This window comes from Aequorivita sp. IT1183 (assembly GCF_058068265.1).
In genome coordinates this window covers 268,137-285,924 of record NZ_JBYRHS010000002.1, presented here as the reverse complement: position 1 = coordinate 285,924, position 17,788 = coordinate 268,137, and the positions used below count along the sequence as shown (strand labels likewise).

Below are 17,788 nucleotides of genomic sequence, written 5' to 3'. Positions count from 1 at the left end.
AATTAAAAATGCTCAATTTTCACAAAGATCATAAAAATTTAGTACTCACTGCAGGAGTTGTATTTATAGCATTGAGTATAATGGTAGCAATACTTCCCGCATACCAAATGCAGGAAACAGAACCTATTCCAGACCAAAAACCTTTAACAGCCAACGAGCAAAAAGGGCTGCAAATCTATGTTTCTGAAAACTGTATGGCCTGCCACACCCAACAGGTTCGAAATATTGAAATGGATAATGTATGGGGAAGTCGTCCGTCAATTCCATCAGATTATTATTTCAGCAAACAAAGACTGGATGTATGGCGACAATCTCCTTCGCTTTTAGGAAGTGAACGAACAGGACCAGATCTTACAAATATTGGGAAACGCCAACCAAGTGAAGATTGGCATTTGCTACATTTGTACAATCCGAGGGCAGTAATGTCTGAATCTGTAATGCCATCCTACCCTTGGTTATTTAAGGAAGTAGATAGTACCTTGGTTAGCAAAGATGATAGAACTATTGCGGTTCCAAAAGAATATTTTAACAAACCTGGAACAAAAGTGGTTGCCACCGAAGATGCGTTGAATTTAATGGAATATTTAAAATCCTTAAAACAAATAGAACTACCTGGAGGAAATGTGAATGATTTTATTCCAGCATTGAGAAAAACTCAAACAGAAGGCGAAAGTGGCGATAAAGCAAGTGCTGGTCTTGATGGTGCTAACTTATTTACGCAAACATGCGCGGCTTGTCACCAAGAAAATGGGAAGGGTATAGCTGGCGCATTTCCGCCCTTGGCAGGAAGTAAAATCGTAACTAATGAAGATCCTGAAATGCTCATTAAAATCGTTCTTCAAGGCTATGATGCACGTCCTAATTATGGAGTAATGCAAGCATTCGGAGATTTGTTAACCGACGCAGAAATTGCAGCTATCACAACACATGAGCGCAGCAGTTGGGGTAATAATGCGTCCGCCGTGAAGGAAGAGGATGTGAAGAAAATTAGAGATTTTGTAATGAACGAATTAAATCAATAAAAGATGAAAAGGATACTATCAGTTTTTGCGGTCTTGTTTTTATTGGGAAATCAGCTAAGCTGGGCTTGCGATTTATGTAAAAAAAATCAACCCGCTGGTTTCGAAAATATAACCCACGGGCAGGGCCCTTCGGGAACAATCGATTACATAATTATTTGGGGAGGGATAATAATTGTCGTTGCAACCTTAATATTAAGTCTAAAATATTTAATAAGACCCCAAGAAAACAGTCCAGACCATATAAAGAACATAGTTAAAAATGAAGGATTTTAAATTATGGAAGACAACAGAATTATAAAAGTATTTTTGGACGAAGCCCCAAAACCATTTGCGTCTTTTGCACCTCCTGTAAAAGTTGTTTTGGACACCACCAAAATCCCCGATGGCAAACACATTTTAAAAATCGTGGCTAAATCATCGAATGGTATTGAAGGTATTCGCGAAATTCCCTTTGTGGTGCGTAACGGCCCTGCAATTTCGGTAGTGGGGTTAAAGGAAAATGAAACCGTAGACACCCAAGTTCCACTAATCATCAATGCCTACGGAAGTGAAACGAATGATTTCTTCGTTATTAAAGGTTCCGAAACACCAAAAGCTATTCCCGCCTGGGTCTGGGCTTTGCTGATTGCTTTCTTCGGTTTTGGATTGTTCTATATTATTATGTATTGGAGTCCAGAATTGTATAAATCTTTCTTCTGATGAAACAATTTTTGGATAGAAAGCGAATGTAAAATAAAATTGACAAATTATGAAAAATTCAAATAAACCCGAAATGACCCCACTTATTAATGGCGAAGTATTCAAAACACTTAATATAACGGCTAAAGCTGGAATGGAAATGCCACGTCATCATAGTACAAAAGAAGTGGTAATTGTTGTTTTGAAAGGGGAAGCAATTCTAAAAATGACTGATGGAGAACATTCACTTTTGCAAGATTCTACTTTTATTATTCCTGCAATGGTGGAACACAGCCTAAAAATAATGACAGATTTTCATGCAATAGCAATTATGGAAAGTACTTCAGAAATTGAATTTGTAAATCAAGAGAGTGCTCACGAAAATGTCGTTTAAATATTTATAATTTGAAAAGTTGAATTATGGAAAACACAGCTATGTTCCCAAACACAACCCGCGAATTAGCAGAAAAAAAAGCTGCCCTCGCTCCAAAGAATATCGAAGCCTGGCGAAATTTTAGTAAAACAGTTTTTCAGGCTGGCGCGCTAGATGAAAAAACGAAGCAACTTATTGCCGTTGCAGTAGCTCACGTTACGCAGTGCCCGTATTGCATCCGTGCTCATACGCCACAAGCCATGCGCAAAAGCGCCAGCAAAGAAGAAATTATGGAAGCAATTTGGGTAGCCTCAGAAATGCGCGCAGGAGCCGCCTACGCACACGCTACAATTGCAATGGAAGAAATGGAGAAACGCAGTAAATAAAATAAAGTGGCCCAAATGGTGAAATTGAAATGTTTGTCTTAATGAGTAAAACGTTGTAATTATTTTGTCGAAGTGGCTAGAACTTGTTGACATTTAGCATGATGAAATTGAGTGCTTTAATATGTTATAAAGCGAAAATAATTATTACTTATCAAAACTTATTATTATGAAAAATGAACCTGTTAAAATAAAATCGATCAAGCACCTTACGCACGACGTATTGCAGATTGTTACAGAAAAACCTTTTGGAGACGACTTTTCTCCCGGGCAAGCCACCGAGATTTTTATTGATAAACAAGGTTGGCAAAATGAGGGCAGACCGTTCACATTTACTTGCTTGCCACAGGATAATTTTTTAGAATTCACCATAAAAACATACCCCGAACATAAGGGCGTTACCAATGAATTACTCAGTTTAAAAAAGGGCGATAGCTTAATTGTAAACGATATTTTCGGTGCTATAGAATACAAAGGCGATGGAACTTTTATCGCCGGTGGCGCAGGAATAACTCCCTTTATTTCTATTTTTCGAGATTTATCTAAAAAGAAAAAATTAGGATCCAACAAACTCATTTTTGCGAACAAAGCCACAGAAGATATTATTCTAAAGGAAGAATTTACGAAGATGCTCGGCGAAAATTTCATAAATATTCTTTCAAAAGAAAAAACTGAAGAATATGCTTTCGGACAGATTTCCGAAGATTTTATCAAAAACAATAGCGGATCTTTAAGTTCCTATTTTTATTTGTGCGGCCCGCCACCAATGATGGATGCTGTTGAAAAGCAATTAATTAATCTAAAAGTGCCTGCCGATAAAATTGTAAAAGAGGAGTTTTAATTTTTTCAGAATAACTTCAAAGAAACATAAGATGTCAAATAAAAGATTAGATTATTATGCAACTGATCCAAAAGCCATAAAAGGAATGTTGGAACTTGAAAAATACGTTTCAACTTCTAACCTTGAACGCAGTCTTTATGAACTTGTGAAACTGCGTGCTTCACAAATTAATGGCTGTGCGTATTGTATAGACATGCATTCTAAAGATGCGCGAAAAGCGGGCGAGACCGAACAGCGACTTTATGCTTTATCTGCGTGGCGAGAAACATCATTTTATACAGAAAGAGAGCGAGCTGCATTAGCTTGGACCGAATCTCTAACTTTAATTTCTGAAAATGACGTACCCGATTCGCTCTATGAAGAAGTTTAAAAACACTTTAATGAAAAGGAACATTTGGCGCTTACGATGGCTATTATTGCAATTAATGGTTGGAATCGTTTGGCGATTAGTTTTAGAGTAGAGCCGGGAAGTTATAATCCTTAGAATGATTTCTTTTAAATTTATACGAATAAAAAAAGATGAATATTTCAAATAAAATTGCAATCGTTACTGGAGCCAGCAGTGGGCTAGGAGCGGCTATTTCAAAAGTATTGGTAGCAGCTGGCGCAACCGTTTTCGGTATTGCAAGAAATATGAATTCACTTAAAGAACTTCAAACAGATATAGGAAATAAATTCATTCCCGTTAAGCTAGATATTTCAGATGAAGTAGCTGTAAAAAAATGGTTTACTGAAACTTTCTCCGAAGTAAAATCTCCCGATATTTTGGTCAATAATGCGGGAACAGGGTCCTTCGGAAAAATTGACGAAATGCCTTCAGAAGAATGGTATAAAATGATAAATACCAATTTAAACGGCATGTATAACATCACTTCAGATGTTGTTAAGCTTATGAAGAAAAATAGCGAAAGCACACATATCGTGAATATTGGTTCAATTCTCGGAATTACCACTCGCGCTGAAGGTGCCGCCTATTCGGCCACCAAATATGGTATTAGCGGTTTTAGTGAAGCACTTTTTAAAGAATTAAGAGGCGATAATATTAAAGTTACCTGTCTAAATCCCGGTTCCATCGATACTGAATTTTTTAAAAGTTCAGGAATACAATCGCATCTAAATATGCTTCAAGCCGCAGATATTGCCGCAACATTATTGCACATTTTGAAAACGCCAGATAATATGTTGATAAGCGAAATGACGGTTAGACCGCTTAACCCGAAGGCACCGGAATAATAATTTTATAAGAAATGCTTAATTATTAAACTTGAGCTAAGACGAAAATATATCGGGACGTAGTTATAATATTAGGTCTTATGTCATCAAGTCTTTTAAAACTAATGATCCTTTTTTAATCTAACTTAAATGAGCTATATTAATCGTTTTCTTGAATTTTTTCAGAAAAGGCCAAAAGAAGAGCTCGCAGAAGAAATGGGCATTAAAAATTGTTCATTTTGTTGGGGCTATCAAGAGTACGATGCAAAAACCCGCGAGATGCCGAAGGATAAACAGATTGATGTAAAAAACCATCGCGATAAACACGTGAAAGTTGGGAAGTTTATGCTGGAGCACGTTGACGGATTTAAAAATAAAAAAAGAATCATTGAACGCTGTTCAGAATGTGGCGGCAAACGAATAAAATATATAGAAAACCCGTAAATTTATGGAGAAAAAAAAACCTATTAAACGTCATATAGCTTTGCAACCGTTGAGCAGACAACACCATTTTGGACTGTTATTTAGTTGGAAGTTGCGCAAAGGTTTTAGTAAAAATATTGAAACGAAACGTTTACAGGAATATGCAAAATGGTTTTTTAAAAACGAAATAGAGCCTCATTTTAAGGATGAGGAATTATATATTTTCCCTATAATGGAAGCGAACAATGAATTAATAGAACGCGCCCTAAAAGAGCACCGCAGGATTAAACGATTGTTTCATGATACCAAAGACCCAGATAAATCTTTGCATCAATTAGAAGAGGAATTAGAAGCACATATTCGGTTTGAAGAACGTATTCTTTTTAATGAAATTCAAAAATTAGCAACAGACGAGCAACTTGCAAAAATTACTGAAATCCATATAGAAAAAGAAACGCAAGCCGTATACCACGACCTTTTCTGGGAGAATTAATTAATTCACTTTCAAAAAACCACATTGCTTTTTGAGATATTTTTCAGAAAACCTATTGATAAAAATTTATTTAAGATAGAATTATCCTTTTATGATTTAGGTCATATTTTGCCGCTGTATTTATACTGAAATTTGTCTCAATAAATATTCATTAAAACTTTTAAGACCATGACAACACTTCAAGAAAAAACGGTAGCCGATGTCGTTACTGAAAACATAAAAGCCGCACATATTTTCAAAAAACACGGAATAGATTTTTGCTGTGGGGGCGGCGTTAGTATTAAAAAAGCCTGCGAAAAAGCAAAGATTGATCCATCTATTTTGGAAGCAGAGCTGTTAAGTTTAGACACCATTCAAGATCGTGCCTATGATTTCAACAGTTGGAAAATCGATTTCTTAACAGACCATATAATTAATGTGCACCACAATTATGTGGAAGAAAACAACCCATTGCTTTTGCAATATGCTAAACGTGTAAACCAAGTTCACGGACATCATTATACCGAACTTGCAGAGATAGAATCTCTTGTAACCAAAGTTGTTCAGGAGTTGTCTGCCCATATGAAAAAGGAAGAATTGATACTTTTCCCTTTCATTAAAAAACTTGTAAAAGCAGAACGTGATGGCACTGAAGTTCCTGCAATTCATTTTGGATCTGTTGAAAATCCAATAAAAATGATGGAAGCCGAACACGAAGAAGCTGGCGAAATATTACGTAGAATTGCTAAATTAAGCAAAGATTACACACCTCCACAAGGAGCGTGTAATACATACCGTGCATTCTACGCAAAGCTTGACGAATTTGAACAAGACTTGCATCAGCACGTGCATTTAGAAAATAATATTCTTTTTCCGAAGGCATTGATTTTGGAAAAGAAATTGAAGAAAAACTAAAACCGTCAACGATTGTATCCAAGCTTGATTCTGGATATACCTAAAATTGATTTTATTGACAGTTCGGAAGTTTGGCAAAAAGGGGAGTTATAATATCGAATTTCTGGACTGTTATTTTAATTTTAAACTTTGATGGATTTAAGAAAACATATTGCCATTGCCCTCTCGTATTTTTTGGTGGTGGCGCTTATGGGCTTACTGCTGCGGTTTTTTTTCGTAATTCCTATTCCACTCAATTATAAATTTATTCTTCATGCACATTCGCACACCGCATTATTGGGTTGGATTTATTTAGGATTAACAATCTTGATTTACCAATTATTTCTAGCCGAAGCACAAAAACCGAAATTGTACAAACGTATTTTCGTTTTTACCAATTTCTGCATTTTAGGAATGTTAATTAGCTTTCCAATTCAAGGCTACGCACTGTTTTCCATTATTTTTTCTACACTTTTTCTGTTCGCTACTTATTGGTTTTTATGGTTCGCTATTAAGTATATTCCCGAGCATTTTAAAAATAGATTTTCGTGGAAATTAGTAAAAACTGCACTATGGTATTTAGTTATTTCTAGCATCGGACCGTGGGCTATTGGTGGCGTTATGGCAACTTTAGGCGCGGAATCCATTTGGTACAAATCGTCCATTTATTTCTACCTGCACTTTCAGTATAACGGTTGGTTTATAATAGCTCTTTTGGGTATATTATTTTATGTTTTAGAAGAAAAGGGAATTCAATTCAAACCCGAAAAATTGAAATCATTTTACTTGCTTCTAAATTTTGGGGTGTTTTTTACGGTCTTTCTTTCATTCCTTTGGTTTATACCGCCTGTAGCAATTTATATACTCGGATTGGCTGGAGCAGTGGTTCAACTTTTGGCTTTTTACGAATTGTATTTGTTGCTTAAAAGTCACTTTTCAGTTATAAAAAAGTCATTTAGCACGAATGCTTTTTTTCTTCTGAAAATCGCCGGAGCACTTATGATTGTAAAACTTTTTATGCAACTTTTTTCAGCTTTTCCATATTTCGCTAACTTGGCTTTTCAACTAAAAGATTTTGTAATTGGTTATCTGCACGTGGTTTTCTTGGGAATTGTAATTACATCAATGCTCGCTTTTCTTGAATATTTTAAACTGGTAAAACTTCCCAAAACCTTCATTTCGATTTTCATTTTCGCCTTTATAACTACAGAATTACTTATTTTTTATAAAGCTACGGCGCTATGGTTAGGCCTTCCTTTTTTTCAAGATTATTATTTACTGCTCACAATTCTAAGTTGTGCATTTCCAATAGCCGTGGGAATTTTATTTCTCAAAAATATTTATTTCTTAAAAGTGCCTAAATAGCCTTTTAAAGCTGATAATTGTCATTTTACAAAACTAAAAGCGTTGCGACCTTTGCTGCAGGTATAACGAGCAACTTTTAGATTAATGGTAAATTGTTTCCATTGTGGTGATCCATGTTTGGATGTTGAAATTAAGCATGAGGAAAAATCCTTCTGCTGCCATGGTTGCAAAACTGTTTTTGAAATTCTCCACAACAACGACCTAAGCTATTATTACGATATTGAAAAAACACCAGGAATTTCTCCCAAAGAAATTGCAGGTAAGTACGATTTTCTGGATAATGAAGCTATAGTTGAAAAATTGCTGGAATTCAATGACGGAAGCACACAAATTGTTTCGTTTTTAATACCGTCAATTCACTGTAGCAGTTGTATTTGGATTCTTGAAAATCTGAACAAACTCAATCCTGCCGTTAAAACTTCACAAGTAAATTTTCCCGAAAAAACGCTGCGAGTTACTTTTACGGCTGAAGAAAATTCCCTTAAAAATTTAGTGATTCTTTTAAGCAGAATAGGGTATGAGCCCTATATTTCACTGGATGATTCTGAGCGAAAGGAAAAATACATAAACCGAAGCTTAACCTACAAATTAGGCGTTGCGGGCTTTGCCTTTGGAAACATAATGTTTCTTTCATTTCCCGAATATTTTGAACATTCCGAATTTTGGCTGGATCAGTTTAAACCGTTTTTTCGATGGTTGATGTTTGCTTTTTCACTTCCTGTTGTTTTTTATTCGGGTAGTGGGTATTTCACTTCGGCATACAAAGGGCTTCGTTCAAAAATACTAAACATCGATGTTCCCATCGCTTTGGGGATCGCTGTTCTTTTTATAAGAAGCACCATAGACATTGTGTTCGATTTGGGTACGGGCTTCTTTGACAGTCTCTCAGGTTTGGTTTTCTTTTTATTGCTGGGGAAATTTTTTCAGCAGAAAACCTACAGTTACCTTTCTTTTGAACGCGATTACAAATCGTATTTTCCAATTGCAGTTACGCGACTTTTCAAAAATACCGAAGGAAAAACCGTAGAGGAGCAAGCTGAAGTTTTCACCGTTAAAAAAGGTGATCGGCTACTTATTCGCAATAACGAAATTATTCCCGTAGACGCTATTTTAATAAAAGGAAACGCGCTAATAGATTACAGTTTTGTTACGGGCGAAGCGGAGCCAATTACCAAAAAAAGTGGCGATAAACTTTTTGCCGGCGGCAAACAGCAAGCCGGTATTTTGGAAGTCGAAGTATTGAAACCCGTTGCGCAGAGCTATTTAACGCAACTTTGGAGCAACGATGTTTTCAGCAAAGACAACATAGGAATTTTCGAGTCTATTACAGATAGCATTAGCAAACGGTTTACCATGGTGCTGCTTTCAATCGCTTTTATTTCCACCATTTTTTGGTTAATGTTCGATCCTTCAAAAGCATTTAATGTTTTTACTTCGGTTCTGATTGTTGCCTGTCCGTGCGCTATTGCATTGGCTGCGCCTTTTACTTTGGGCAATGTGCTACGAATCTTCGGAAGAGAAAAATTGTATTTAAAAGAAGCTTCCGTAATTGAACAAATGGCGAAGCTAGACACCATTGTTTTTGACAAAACTGGAACGCTAACAACCAATCAAAAAAACATTATAACTTATGAAGGTTTAGCGCTTTCTGCAGAAGAAAAACAACTGTTAACTAGCACGCTTCGTGCTTCCAGCCATCCGTTGAGTCGCTCTCTTTACAGTATTTTAGACAAGAATAACATTCAAACTTTAGATGAATTTGAAGAAGAAATAGGAAAGGGAATTTCTGCAACTTCAAATGATAATTCTATAAAAGTTGGATCGTACGAGTTTGTAGGATTTTACAATGAAAATACTTCCGAATTAAAAAATAAAACCACTGTTCACATCAGTGCTAATCAGGTTTACAAGGGTTGTTATGTTTTTAATAGTGAATACAGAAATAACATTTCTGAACTTTTTTCACAACTTGGAAATGACAAAGAAGTAATTGTGCTTTCGGGCGACAATGAAGGCGAGCGAGAGCGGCTGGAAACAATGCTTCCCAAAGGCACAAAGCTCTATTTTAACCAAAAGCCAGATAACAAGCTTAATTTCATAAAAACACTTCAGCAAAGCGGAAAACAGGTTTTAATGATTGGCGATGGGCTTAATGACGCTGGCGCTTTAAAACAAAGCAATGTGGGTTTTGTGATTTCAGAAAATACGAATGTTTTTTCACCCGCTTGCGACGGTATTTTGGATGCTTCGCAATTCAACAAAATTGGCGATTACTTAAATCTTGCCAAAAGTGGCGTGCAGATTATTAAGTGGGCATTTTTATTTTCTCTTGTCTATAATTTAATTGGATTATCGTTTGCAATTACTGGGCATTTACGTCCTGTAGTGGCGGCAATTTTGATGCCTTTGAGTTCCATCAGTATCGTGATTTTTACAACTATTGCCACACAGTTTATTGGCAAGAGATTAAGAACCAATATAAATAAGCAAAATTGACGAATGTCATATTTTAAGGACGTTTGCAGCAATATTTTTGAATATAATTTTTAAGTATGAACATAATTTATATGTTATTGGCAATCAGCGTTTGTGTGGCGCTCATCTTTTTTGCGCTCTTTATTTTTTCAGTAAGAAGTGGCCAATACGATGATACTTATACCCCTTCTGTGCGTATGCTTTTTGAAGATGAATTAGTAAAAGATGATATATCGCACAAGACTAAAAATTTAAAAGAAACTAAAACCAATCCAGAAACCGAACCTGCAACTCCACTTCGTACAGAAGCCACCGAGGTGCAGGAATAATTTTTTTAAAACTATGCAAACAGAACAGTTTTACTACGACAATCAAATTGTCAAAAAATTCGTCAATGCCACCATTTTTTGGGGACTCATTGGTATGAGCGTCGGCCTTTTGCTGGCCTTTATGTTTTTGTTTCCGAATATGACGGAAGGTATTTCTTGGCTCAGCTTTGGGCGTTTAAGACCATTACACACCAATGCAGTTATTTTTGCATTTGTAGGTAATGCCATCTTTGCCGGAGTTTATTATTCTTCGCAACGATTGCTAAAAGCACGTATGTGGAGTGATTTTATGAGTAATCTAAATTTTTGGGGCTGGCAGGCAATAATTGTTGGAGCTGCAATTACACTTCCGTTAGGTTATTCTACTTCAAAAGAATACGCCGAGTTAGAATGGCCTTTTGATATTGCAATTGCAATAATTTGGGTAGCATTTGGTGTTAACTTAATAATGACGATGGTAAAAAGACGCCAGCGTCATTTATACGTAGCATTGTGGTTCTATTTAGGAACTTGGGTTACAGTTGCTGTATTGCATATTGTAAACAGTATGGCAATTCCAGTAACTGCTTTAAAAAGTTATTCAATGTATGCTGGCGTACAGGATGCGCTGGTGCAGTGGTGGTACGGGCATAATGCGGTAGCGTTTTTCTTAACTACACCTTTTCTAGGGTTGATGTATTATTTTGTACCGAAAGCTGCCAACAGACCGGTATATTCCTACCGACTATCTATTGTTCACTTTTGGTCTTTAATCTTTATTTATATCTGGGCAGGACCTCACCACTTGCTATATTCTGCACTTCCAGAATGGGCGCAGAACTTAGGGGTTGCTTTTTCAATAATGCTTTTAGCACCATCATGGGGTGGTATGATAAACGGACTTTTAACCCTTCGTGGAGCTTGGGATAAAGTTAGGGTTGATCCAGTTTTAAAATTTATGGTTGTCGCAATTACCGGTTACGGGATGGCAACTTTTGAAGGCCCAATGCTTTCACTTAAAAACGTAAATGCAATTGCTCACTTTAGCGATTGGATTATTGCCCACGTACACGTAGGCGCCCTTGCTTGGAACGGTTTCTTGACTTTCGGTATGATTTATTGGATGGTGCCGCGACTTTTCAAAACAAAATTATATTCCATTAAACTCGCCAATGCGCATTTCTGGATAGGTACTTTAGGTATCATTATGTATGCTCTGCCAATGTACGTTGCAGGATTTATGCAAGCTTCTATGTGGAACCAGTTTAACCCAGATGGAACGCTAACGTATGGTAACTTCCTTGAAACAGTTACCCAAATTATGCCAATGTATTGGATGCGCGCCATTGGTGGAACGCTTTACATTACAGGAGGATTTATCTTGCTTTATAATATTGTAATGACGGCGAGAAGAGGTAGTAAAGTTACAGATGAATTGGCCGAAGCAGCGCCACTTGCACCAGTTACCAGAAAACAAACAACAGGCGAAGGCTACCACACATGGTTAGAGCGTCGCCCTATTAAATTGACAATTTATGCTACTATAGCCATTTTAATTGGTGGTATGGTACAGATTATTCCATCGTTGATGGTTGATGATTATGTGCCTATAATTTCAAATGTGAAACCATATACGCCACTAGAATTGGAAGGACGTGATATTTACATACGTGAAGGCTGCGTGGGTTGCCACTCACAAATGGTAAGACCGTTTAGAAGCGAGGTAGAGCGCTATGGTGAATATTCAAAATCTGGTGAATATGTGTACGACCACCCATTTTTATGGGGAAGTAAACGTACTGGTCCAGACCTGCATCGTATTGGTGGAAAGTATTCAGATAACTGGCACTTAAACCATATGTACGATCCACAGAGCACATCGTCAGGTTCTATAATGCCGTCTTATAGCTGGTTGATAAATTCAGAATTAGACAAATCTGACACCGAAGCTAAAATGAATGCTATGGTTACACTTGGGGTTCCTTATACCGAAGAAGAAATAGCAAATGCGCAGCAATGGATGGATGAGCAAGGAACAAAAATTGAGAAAAACCTTTATAGCGATCCAGATTTTGTAACCACTTACGAAGCTAGCAAGAAATACGCTAAAGAAAACGGTGAAGAATTTATAGAAATGAAGGATCGTGAAATAGTTGCTGTTATTGCCTATTTACAACGATTAGGAACTGATATAAAAGTAAAAACCGCTGAAGATACTTCAGCCAAAAACGAATAGTTATGTTAAAGTTTATAAAAGGAAACCTAGAGAACATAGACAATGTTCAAATATATCCAATGATATCACTTTTAATATTTTTCTTCTTTTTTGTCGGGCTTTTTTATTGGGTAGTCACTGCAAAAAAGGATCATATAAGTGAAGTGAGCAATATTCCATTGGAAGACGATACTATCAACCAAAACGAAGAAACGTTATGAAATGCTTATTCACATATTTAAAATTTAAGAAGATGGCTTATTTGAGCATTTCATCTTTCACTAACCAAACTAATATTATCTACAAATGAAAACCACAGCATCATTTTTAAGGGTTATTGGCTTTATGGTCCTTGCCTTTTTTCTACTGGAAATTTCAATTGATTCGGCAGATGGTTGGGCAATACTAAAATATCCAATTATTTGGGCAGTTTTGGGAATGGTTTTATTTTTCGCCATTGCTTTAGAAATAGTTGTCGCGGCATTGCAAAGAGTTCTTTTTACAGGGCTAGACGATGAAGCTAAACAACGTTTTTTATCAGCAGCCCAACTGCGCGAACAAAACCGTTTTGGATGGTATAAAAGAAAGTATAAAGATATGCTTGGTGCCAAGCCTATGGCTCAAGAACAGGAAATTGTACTAGACCATAATTACGATGGCATCCGCGAACTCGATAATGATCTTCCGCCTTGGTGGACGTACTTATTCTACTTTACCATTGTATTTGCGGTCGTTTATTTTGTTTACTATGAAGTTTTTGACGGTCCTAGCCAGATTGACGAATATGAAACAGAAGTTGTGGTAGCGGAAATCGCAATCGCTGAATTCAAAAAAAAGAATAAGGATTTAATAGACGCTGAATCTGTTGAATTGCTAACAGATGCTGCTGATCTAGCTGCTGGTAAAACTATATATACCGAGAATTGCATAGCTTGTCATAAAGATTCTGGAGGTGGAGGAATTGGTCCAAACCTAACAGACGACAATTGGATTTTGGGTGGCGGTATTAAAAATATTTTCCATACAATAAGTGAAGGTGGCCGTGCCGGAAAAGGGATGATTGCTTGGAAATCTGACTTGAAACCAAGTGAAATGGCACAAGTGGCCAGTTATGTTATATCCTTACACGGAACCAACCCTGCAGACGGTAAAGAACCCGAAGGAGATTTATGGAGTGAAGAAACCGCAGCTGCCGAATAAAACAATTCAATATGCTATAGTTGTATTCTAGAAATCCATAACATTTCAAATCTAACATCAAAATAACTTAAAAATTGGACACTCCAGAAAACGAACGTTTCAGAGATAGTATTGGTACTATAAACGATGAAGGCAAAAGAGCTTGGGTTTACCCCAAGAAACCTTCAGGTAAATTGTATCAGTACAGAAAATACGTAAGCTATTTTTTGCTAGCCTGTTTATTTGCTGCTCCGTTTATTAAAATTAATGGTAATCAATTTTTGCTCTTCAATGTATTGGAGCGCCGTTTCAATATTTTTGGATTTCCATTTTGGCCGCAGGACTTCTATTTGTTCGTGATTATGATGGTTATCGGGGTCGTATTTATTTTACTATTTACGGCTGCATTTGGAAGAATTTTCTGTGGATGGATTTGTCCGCAAACCATTTTTATGGAAATGGTTTTCAGAAGAATTGAATATTGGATTGATGGCGATAGAGGTGCGCAAATGCGTTTGGCAAAGCAAGACTGGAATGCCGATAAGATTAAAAAACGGGTTCTAAAATGGTTCATTTTCTTTATCATTTCGTTTTTAATTGCCAATGTGTTTTTAGCTTATTTTATAGGAAGCGACCGCTTAATACAATACGTTTTTGAAGGCCCTTCAGATCATATAAGTACATTGATTTCATTACTGATTTTTACAAGTGTTTTCTATTTTATCTTTGCATGGTTCCGCGAGCAGGTTTGTATTATAGCTTGCCCTTATGGCAGATTACAAGGCGTATTACTCGATAATAAATCTATCGTTGTTGCCTACGATCATAAAAGAGGCGAGAAGGAAGAGGGACGCGCAAAATTTAAGAAAAACGAAGATCGCGAAGCTTCCGGAAAAGGAGATTGTATTGATTGTTTTCAATGTGTAAATGTTTGCCCAACAGGAATTGATATTCGCAACGGAACACAGTTAGAATGTGTAAACTGTACTGCCTGTATCGACGAATGCGATAGTATTATGGAAGCCGTGAACTTGCCGAAGGGATTAATTCGCTATGCAAGTGAAGAAAATATAGAGAAAAAAGCGCCCTTCAAATTTACGCCACGACTGAAAGGTTATACCGCTGTTTTAGTAATTTTAATTGGTGTTCTTTCTGGATTATTGTTTTTGAGAAGTGATGTGGAAGCAAATATACTTAGGCTTCCAGGCCAACTTTATGAGCACAAAGCAGACAATATGATAAGTAATGTTTTCACTTATAAATTGCTGAACAAAACTACAAAAGATATTGAAAAAATTCACTTTAAGTTGAAATCTCCAAAAGGGACAATACATACTGTAAAACAAGGAGAAATTTTAGTTCCAGCACAAGATTTAGCAGAAGGAACGCTCTTTATTGAAATCAATAATGCGGTCCTTAGTGGCGATAAAAATAGAGCGGTTATTCAAGTATTTAGTGGCGATTTATTAATTGAAACAACCAGCGTTACATTTTTGGGACCGCGGAGTTATAATTAAACTCGTGTCAATATAAACTTGAATTGCAAGCAGAAATAAAGTATAAAATATAACACTAAAGAATATCACGATGAAAATGAATTGGGGAACAGGATTAGCGATTGTATTGGTGCTTTTCATTGGTTTTATTATGTTTTTCGTTATAAAAATCAGTACCGAAAAAAAGTACGATTACGATTTGGTAACCGAAGAATACTATAAAAAAGAAATGGTCTATCAAACGGAAATAGACGACGAACAGAATTCGAATAACTTAAGCGGATCTATTTCTGGTGAAAGAACTGAAGCTGGATGGATGCTAACTTTTCCTGAAAATCTAGACTACTCAAAAATTACGGGTACGGTTCGCCTTTATAGACCTTCAGATAAAAAGCTCGATTTTCAACTGCCGCTGCAACTGTCTGCTAAAAACATACTCATACCAGACAATCGCTTGGTATCTGGTCGTTGGAATACAATTGTGCAATGGCGCTATGAAGGAGAAGATTATTTGTATAAAAATGAAATAGTTTATACCAAATAACTTCCCAAGGGAAATTGAAAATTGCGTATTGAAAATTAAATAAATGTTATACACCGCACTCATAATCGGATTATTGGGTAGCTTCCACTGCGTAGGGATGTGCGGACCCATTGCCTTTCTGCTTCCAGTAGATCGAAATAATAATGTTAAGAAAATAGGGCAGATTTTTCTGTATCATTTCGGAAGAATATTGGCTTATAGCATTATTGGATTGATTTTCGGATTAGTTGGAAAAAGCCTTAATTTATTCGGCTTTCAGCAACAGCTTTCAATTGCAATTGGCGTTTTAATGCTTTTGGTAATCTTTATTCCGCAACGAACTTTCAATAGATATAATTTTTCCAAACCTATTTATAAAATAGTTTCAAAAGTGAAGTCGGCACTGGGAAAGGAACTTAAAAAGAAAACGCCCGATACATTCCTGACCATTGGTTTTCTAAACGGTTTTTTGCCGTGCGGTCTTGTATATATGGCTGTTTTTGGGGCGATAGCTTCGGGCAATGCTTTGCAAGGAAGTTTATATATGGCAGTATTCGGGATGGGAACTATCCCGTTAATGACTTCAGCAATTTACCTGGGTAACTTTTTGAATGGGCAAGTGCGTCAGCGTATTCGTCGTGCAATTCCGGTGCTTATAGTAGTTATTGCGTGTCTTTTTATAGTTCGCGGCCTAGGCTTGGGAATTCCATATATTTCGCCTAAACCAATGACCGAATCTGTGGATGCAAATTATAATTGCCAACCCACCGTATCAGAAAATGAATTAATTAATAACCAAAAAATATAATGACTATGATAAATTTAATTTTACCACTGGCCAATTGGGGTATGGGCACCGCCATTATTATTTTCTTTGCTATATTATGTATTGCGCTTACCGCAATTGTAATTAGCTTTGTTATGGGAGGCAAAAAGAAGAATGACGATGACATTTCCTCTTCTGAAAATGAAAAATTCTAAAATATCCAACTGTTTTGTGCAGTCTAGCATTTTTTTAAGTAGTTTCGATTAACTATTAACCAATTCCACAAAAGCAATTTAACCTGAAACCGATGATGTTTTTACATTCTACATTTTGGTCAGATTTTACGAGCGGCTTAGTTGCAGGCGTAATTTTAATTGTGGTATTGGCTATTGTGGTAGGTTTGATTCTTCACTATACGAATCGTCGGAAAAGGAAAAAATTGATTTATAAGTGGAAAAGGAAAAAGATTAAATCATAGAAGCTAGATTAGTGGTGAGTGTTTTTCACTTTCTCTGCTCTCTACTCTATTTCATAAAATAAATTACTTCGCCAAATCAACAATGGCTTGCACAGTCTCTTTGTTATCTACACCTAAACCTTCCTGTTGATGCGCCATTTCGCCATTTTGGTCAAAAACACTTATAATGTTTGAATGCGAAAAATCCATTGGTGAAATTTGTTTGTAATTAACAGCAAGAACGGCGGCAAATTCGCGGGTATCGCTTTCGGTTCCTCGTAAAAAGAGCCATTTATCAGCCTCCATTTCGTTTTCCTTAGCAAATGCTTTTAGTCTTTCAGGCGTATCGGTTTCTGGATCAATGCTCACAAAAACATATTGCACATCGTCCTTTTTGTCATCCGGCACCTGTTTTTCAATGTTACGCATATCGGCTACTAAACGCGGGCAGGCAGCTTTACAAGTTGTGTAAATCATAACCATAACCACCACTTTCCCTTGCAGACTCTTTAATTCAATCTGTTCGCCGTTTTGATTGGTCCAATTGGAGGGAAGATTGTAGATAGACATTTCGGGAATGCTTTCACCTTCACCTTTTTTTACTTTTGCGGTTTCAGTAATATCCGTTTTTTTTTCTGTTGAATTATTACAGGAAATTAATGCTCCTAAAGCGAGCATTATTACTATATATTTATAATTTTTCATC

At 36.5% G+C, this 17,788-nt stretch carries 22 protein-coding genes; 21 read left to right on the top strand and 1 reads right to left on the bottom strand.

Annotated elements, in window-relative coordinates; translation table 11 throughout:
- Positions 1-8 precede the first annotated feature (8 nt).
- The 21 genes from AC3RVF_RS04115 (at position 9) to AC3RVF_RS04015 (ending at position 16,840) form a co-directional block, all read left to right on the top strand.
- The gene (locus AC3RVF_RS04115) at positions 9-1,022 is read left to right on the top strand and encodes a cbb3-type cytochrome c oxidase subunit II (RefSeq protein ID WP_489690976.1); all 1,014 of its coding nucleotides are present in this window, start codon (positions 9-11) and stop codon (positions 1,020-1,022) included.
- Positions 1,023-1,025: 3 nt separating this feature from the next.
- A complete protein-coding gene (locus tag AC3RVF_RS04110) occupies positions 1,026-1,295 on the top strand; it encodes a hypothetical protein (protein ID WP_489690977.1) in 270 nt (89 codons plus the stop codon).
- Positions 1,296-1,298: 3 nt separating this feature from the next.
- Positions 1,299-1,721, top strand: a complete 423-nt coding sequence (locus AC3RVF_RS04105; protein WP_489690978.1) for a cytochrome C — start codon at positions 1,299-1,301, stop codon at positions 1,719-1,721.
- Between the two features lie 49 nt (positions 1,722-1,770).
- Positions 1,771-2,094, top strand: coding sequence for a cupin domain-containing protein (locus tag AC3RVF_RS04100; protein WP_489690979.1), 324 nt, complete (start codon positions 1,771-1,773; stop codon positions 2,092-2,094).
- 26 nt (positions 2,095-2,120) lie between these two features.
- On the top strand, positions 2,121-2,459 hold the full coding sequence (locus AC3RVF_RS04095) for a carboxymuconolactone decarboxylase family protein (protein WP_489690980.1): 339 nt from the start codon (positions 2,121-2,123) through the stop codon (positions 2,457-2,459).
- 166 nt (positions 2,460-2,625) lie between these two features.
- A complete protein-coding gene (locus AC3RVF_RS04090; RefSeq protein ID WP_489690981.1) occupies positions 2,626-3,297 on the top strand; it encodes a ferredoxin reductase domain-containing protein in 672 nt (223 codons plus the stop codon).
- Positions 3,298-3,328: 31 nt separating this feature from the next.
- Positions 3,329-3,667: a carboxymuconolactone decarboxylase family protein gene (locus tag AC3RVF_RS04085; RefSeq protein ID WP_489690982.1), complete on the top strand. Its 339-nt coding sequence runs from the start codon at positions 3,329-3,331 to the stop codon at positions 3,665-3,667.
- A 149-nt stretch (positions 3,668-3,816) separates the two neighbouring features.
- The gene (locus AC3RVF_RS04080; RefSeq protein ID WP_489690983.1) at positions 3,817-4,530 is read left to right on the top strand and encodes an SDR family oxidoreductase; all 714 of its coding nucleotides are present in this window, start codon (positions 3,817-3,819) and stop codon (positions 4,528-4,530) included.
- A 129-nt stretch (positions 4,531-4,659) separates the two neighbouring features.
- A complete protein-coding gene (locus AC3RVF_RS04075) occupies positions 4,660-4,953 on the top strand; it encodes a hypothetical protein (RefSeq protein ID WP_489690984.1) in 294 nt (97 codons plus the stop codon).
- Positions 4,954-4,957: 4 nt separating this feature from the next.
- A complete protein-coding gene (locus AC3RVF_RS04070; RefSeq protein WP_489690985.1) occupies positions 4,958-5,425 on the top strand; it encodes a hemerythrin domain-containing protein in 468 nt (155 codons plus the stop codon).
- A gap of 168 nt (positions 5,426-5,593) precedes the next feature.
- Positions 5,594-6,319 carry an iron-sulfur cluster repair di-iron protein gene (gene ric / locus AC3RVF_RS04065; protein WP_489690986.1) on the top strand — a complete coding sequence of 242 codons (726 nt, stop codon included), beginning with the start codon at positions 5,594-5,596 and terminating at the stop codon, positions 6,317-6,319.
- 132 nt (positions 6,320-6,451) lie between these two features.
- Entirely contained in the window at positions 6,452-7,663 is a 1,212-nt protein-coding gene (locus AC3RVF_RS04060) for a hypothetical protein (protein WP_489690987.1), read from the top strand.
- A gap of 84 nt (positions 7,664-7,747) precedes the next feature.
- Positions 7,748-10,159: a heavy metal translocating P-type ATPase gene (locus AC3RVF_RS04055; protein WP_489692822.1), complete on the top strand. Its 2,412-nt coding sequence runs from the start codon at positions 7,748-7,750 to the stop codon at positions 10,157-10,159.
- Positions 10,160-10,215: 56 nt separating this feature from the next.
- A complete protein-coding gene (gene ccoS, locus AC3RVF_RS04050) occupies positions 10,216-10,467 on the top strand; it encodes a cbb3-type cytochrome oxidase assembly protein CcoS (protein ID WP_489690989.1) in 252 nt (83 codons plus the stop codon).
- A 13-nt stretch (positions 10,468-10,480) separates the two neighbouring features.
- Positions 10,481-12,682 (top strand): cytochrome-c oxidase, cbb3-type subunit I, encoded by a 2,202-nt coding sequence (ccoN, locus tag AC3RVF_RS04045; protein WP_489692821.1) that lies wholly within the window; start codon positions 10,481-10,483, stop codon positions 12,680-12,682.
- A 2-nt stretch (positions 12,683-12,684) separates the two neighbouring features.
- A complete protein-coding gene (locus tag AC3RVF_RS04040; RefSeq protein WP_489690991.1) occupies positions 12,685-12,882 on the top strand; it encodes a CcoQ/FixQ family Cbb3-type cytochrome c oxidase assembly chaperone in 198 nt (65 codons plus the stop codon).
- Between the two features lie 85 nt (positions 12,883-12,967).
- Positions 12,968-13,861, top strand: a complete 894-nt coding sequence (locus AC3RVF_RS04035; RefSeq protein WP_489692820.1) for a cbb3-type cytochrome c oxidase N-terminal domain-containing protein — start codon at positions 12,968-12,970, stop codon at positions 13,859-13,861.
- Positions 13,862-13,935: 74 nt separating this feature from the next.
- Positions 13,936-15,357 carry a cytochrome c oxidase accessory protein CcoG gene (gene ccoG, locus AC3RVF_RS04030; RefSeq protein WP_489692819.1) on the top strand — a complete coding sequence of 474 codons (1,422 nt, stop codon included), beginning with the start codon at positions 13,936-13,938 and terminating at the stop codon, positions 15,355-15,357.
- A gap of 70 nt (positions 15,358-15,427) precedes the next feature.
- Positions 15,428-15,880, top strand: a complete 453-nt coding sequence (locus tag AC3RVF_RS04025; RefSeq protein ID WP_489692818.1) for a FixH family protein — start codon at positions 15,428-15,430, stop codon at positions 15,878-15,880.
- 43 nt (positions 15,881-15,923) lie between these two features.
- Positions 15,924-16,667 (top strand): sulfite exporter TauE/SafE family protein, encoded by a 744-nt coding sequence (locus tag AC3RVF_RS04020; RefSeq protein WP_489692817.1) that lies wholly within the window; start codon positions 15,924-15,926, stop codon positions 16,665-16,667.
- A gap of 5 nt (positions 16,668-16,672) precedes the next feature.
- On the top strand, positions 16,673-16,840 hold the full coding sequence (locus AC3RVF_RS04015) for a hypothetical protein (RefSeq protein WP_489690996.1): 168 nt from the start codon (positions 16,673-16,675) through the stop codon (positions 16,838-16,840).
- A 326-nt stretch (positions 16,841-17,166) separates the two neighbouring features.
- On the opposite strand, the gene AC3RVF_RS04010 is transcribed toward AC3RVF_RS04015, so the two are convergent.
- Positions 17,167-17,787 carry an SCO family protein gene (locus tag AC3RVF_RS04010; protein ID WP_489690997.1) on the bottom strand — a complete coding sequence of 207 codons (621 nt, stop codon included), beginning with the start codon at positions 17,785-17,787 and terminating at the stop codon, positions 17,167-17,169.
- Position 17,788 lies beyond the last annotated feature (1 nt).

What these genes read in the sequence shown, in the direction of transcription:
- AC3RVF_RS04020 (WP_489692817.1), top strand. Translation starts at nt 15,924, where the DNA reads ATGTTATACACCGCACTCATAATCGGATTATTGGGTAGCTTCCACTGC.
- AC3RVF_RS04105 (WP_489690978.1), top strand. Translation starts at nt 1,299, where the DNA reads ATGGAAGACAACAGAATTATAAAAGTATTTTTGGACGAAGCCCCAAAA.
- AC3RVF_RS04090 (WP_489690981.1), top strand. Translation starts at nt 2,626, where the DNA reads ATGAAAAATGAACCTGTTAAAATAAAATCGATCAAGCACCTTACGCAC.
- AC3RVF_RS04015 (WP_489690996.1), top strand. Translation starts at nt 16,673, where the DNA reads ATGATAAATTTAATTTTACCACTGGCCAATTGGGGTATGGGCACCGCC.
- AC3RVF_RS04040 (WP_489690991.1), top strand. Translation starts at nt 12,685, where the DNA reads ATGTTAAAGTTTATAAAAGGAAACCTAGAGAACATAGACAATGTTCAA.
- ccoN (WP_489692821.1), top strand. Translation starts at nt 10,481, where the DNA reads ATGCAAACAGAACAGTTTTACTACGACAATCAAATTGTCAAAAAATTC.
- AC3RVF_RS04035 (WP_489692820.1), top strand. Translation starts at nt 12,968, where the DNA reads ATGAAAACCACAGCATCATTTTTAAGGGTTATTGGCTTTATGGTCCTT.
- AC3RVF_RS04060 (WP_489690987.1), top strand. Translation starts at nt 6,452, where the DNA reads ATGGATTTAAGAAAACATATTGCCATTGCCCTCTCGTATTTTTTGGTG.
- AC3RVF_RS04070 (WP_489690985.1), top strand. Translation starts at nt 4,958, where the DNA reads ATGGAGAAAAAAAAACCTATTAAACGTCATATAGCTTTGCAACCGTTG.
- AC3RVF_RS04095 (WP_489690980.1), top strand. Translation starts at nt 2,121, where the DNA reads ATGGAAAACACAGCTATGTTCCCAAACACAACCCGCGAATTAGCAGAA.
- AC3RVF_RS04025 (WP_489692818.1), top strand. Translation starts at nt 15,428, where the DNA reads ATGAAAATGAATTGGGGAACAGGATTAGCGATTGTATTGGTGCTTTTC.
- AC3RVF_RS04085 (WP_489690982.1), top strand. Translation starts at nt 3,329, where the DNA reads ATGTCAAATAAAAGATTAGATTATTATGCAACTGATCCAAAAGCCATA.
- ric (WP_489690986.1), top strand. Translation starts at nt 5,594, where the DNA reads ATGACAACACTTCAAGAAAAAACGGTAGCCGATGTCGTTACTGAAAAC.
- ccoS (WP_489690989.1), top strand. Translation starts at nt 10,216, where the DNA reads ATGAACATAATTTATATGTTATTGGCAATCAGCGTTTGTGTGGCGCTC.
- AC3RVF_RS04010 (WP_489690997.1), bottom strand. Translation starts at nt 17,787, where the DNA reads ATGAAAAATTATAAATATATAGTAATAATGCTCGCTTTAGGAGCATTA.
- AC3RVF_RS04075 (WP_489690984.1), top strand. Translation starts at nt 4,660, where the DNA reads ATGAGCTATATTAATCGTTTTCTTGAATTTTTTCAGAAAAGGCCAAAA.
- AC3RVF_RS04110 (WP_489690977.1), top strand. Translation starts at nt 1,026, where the DNA reads ATGAAAAGGATACTATCAGTTTTTGCGGTCTTGTTTTTATTGGGAAAT.
- AC3RVF_RS04055 (WP_489692822.1), top strand. Translation starts at nt 7,748, where the DNA reads ATGGTAAATTGTTTCCATTGTGGTGATCCATGTTTGGATGTTGAAATT.
- AC3RVF_RS04115 (WP_489690976.1), top strand. Translation starts at nt 9, where the DNA reads ATGCTCAATTTTCACAAAGATCATAAAAATTTAGTACTCACTGCAGGA.
- AC3RVF_RS04080 (WP_489690983.1), top strand. Translation starts at nt 3,817, where the DNA reads ATGAATATTTCAAATAAAATTGCAATCGTTACTGGAGCCAGCAGTGGG.
- AC3RVF_RS04100 (WP_489690979.1), top strand. Translation starts at nt 1,771, where the DNA reads ATGAAAAATTCAAATAAACCCGAAATGACCCCACTTATTAATGGCGAA.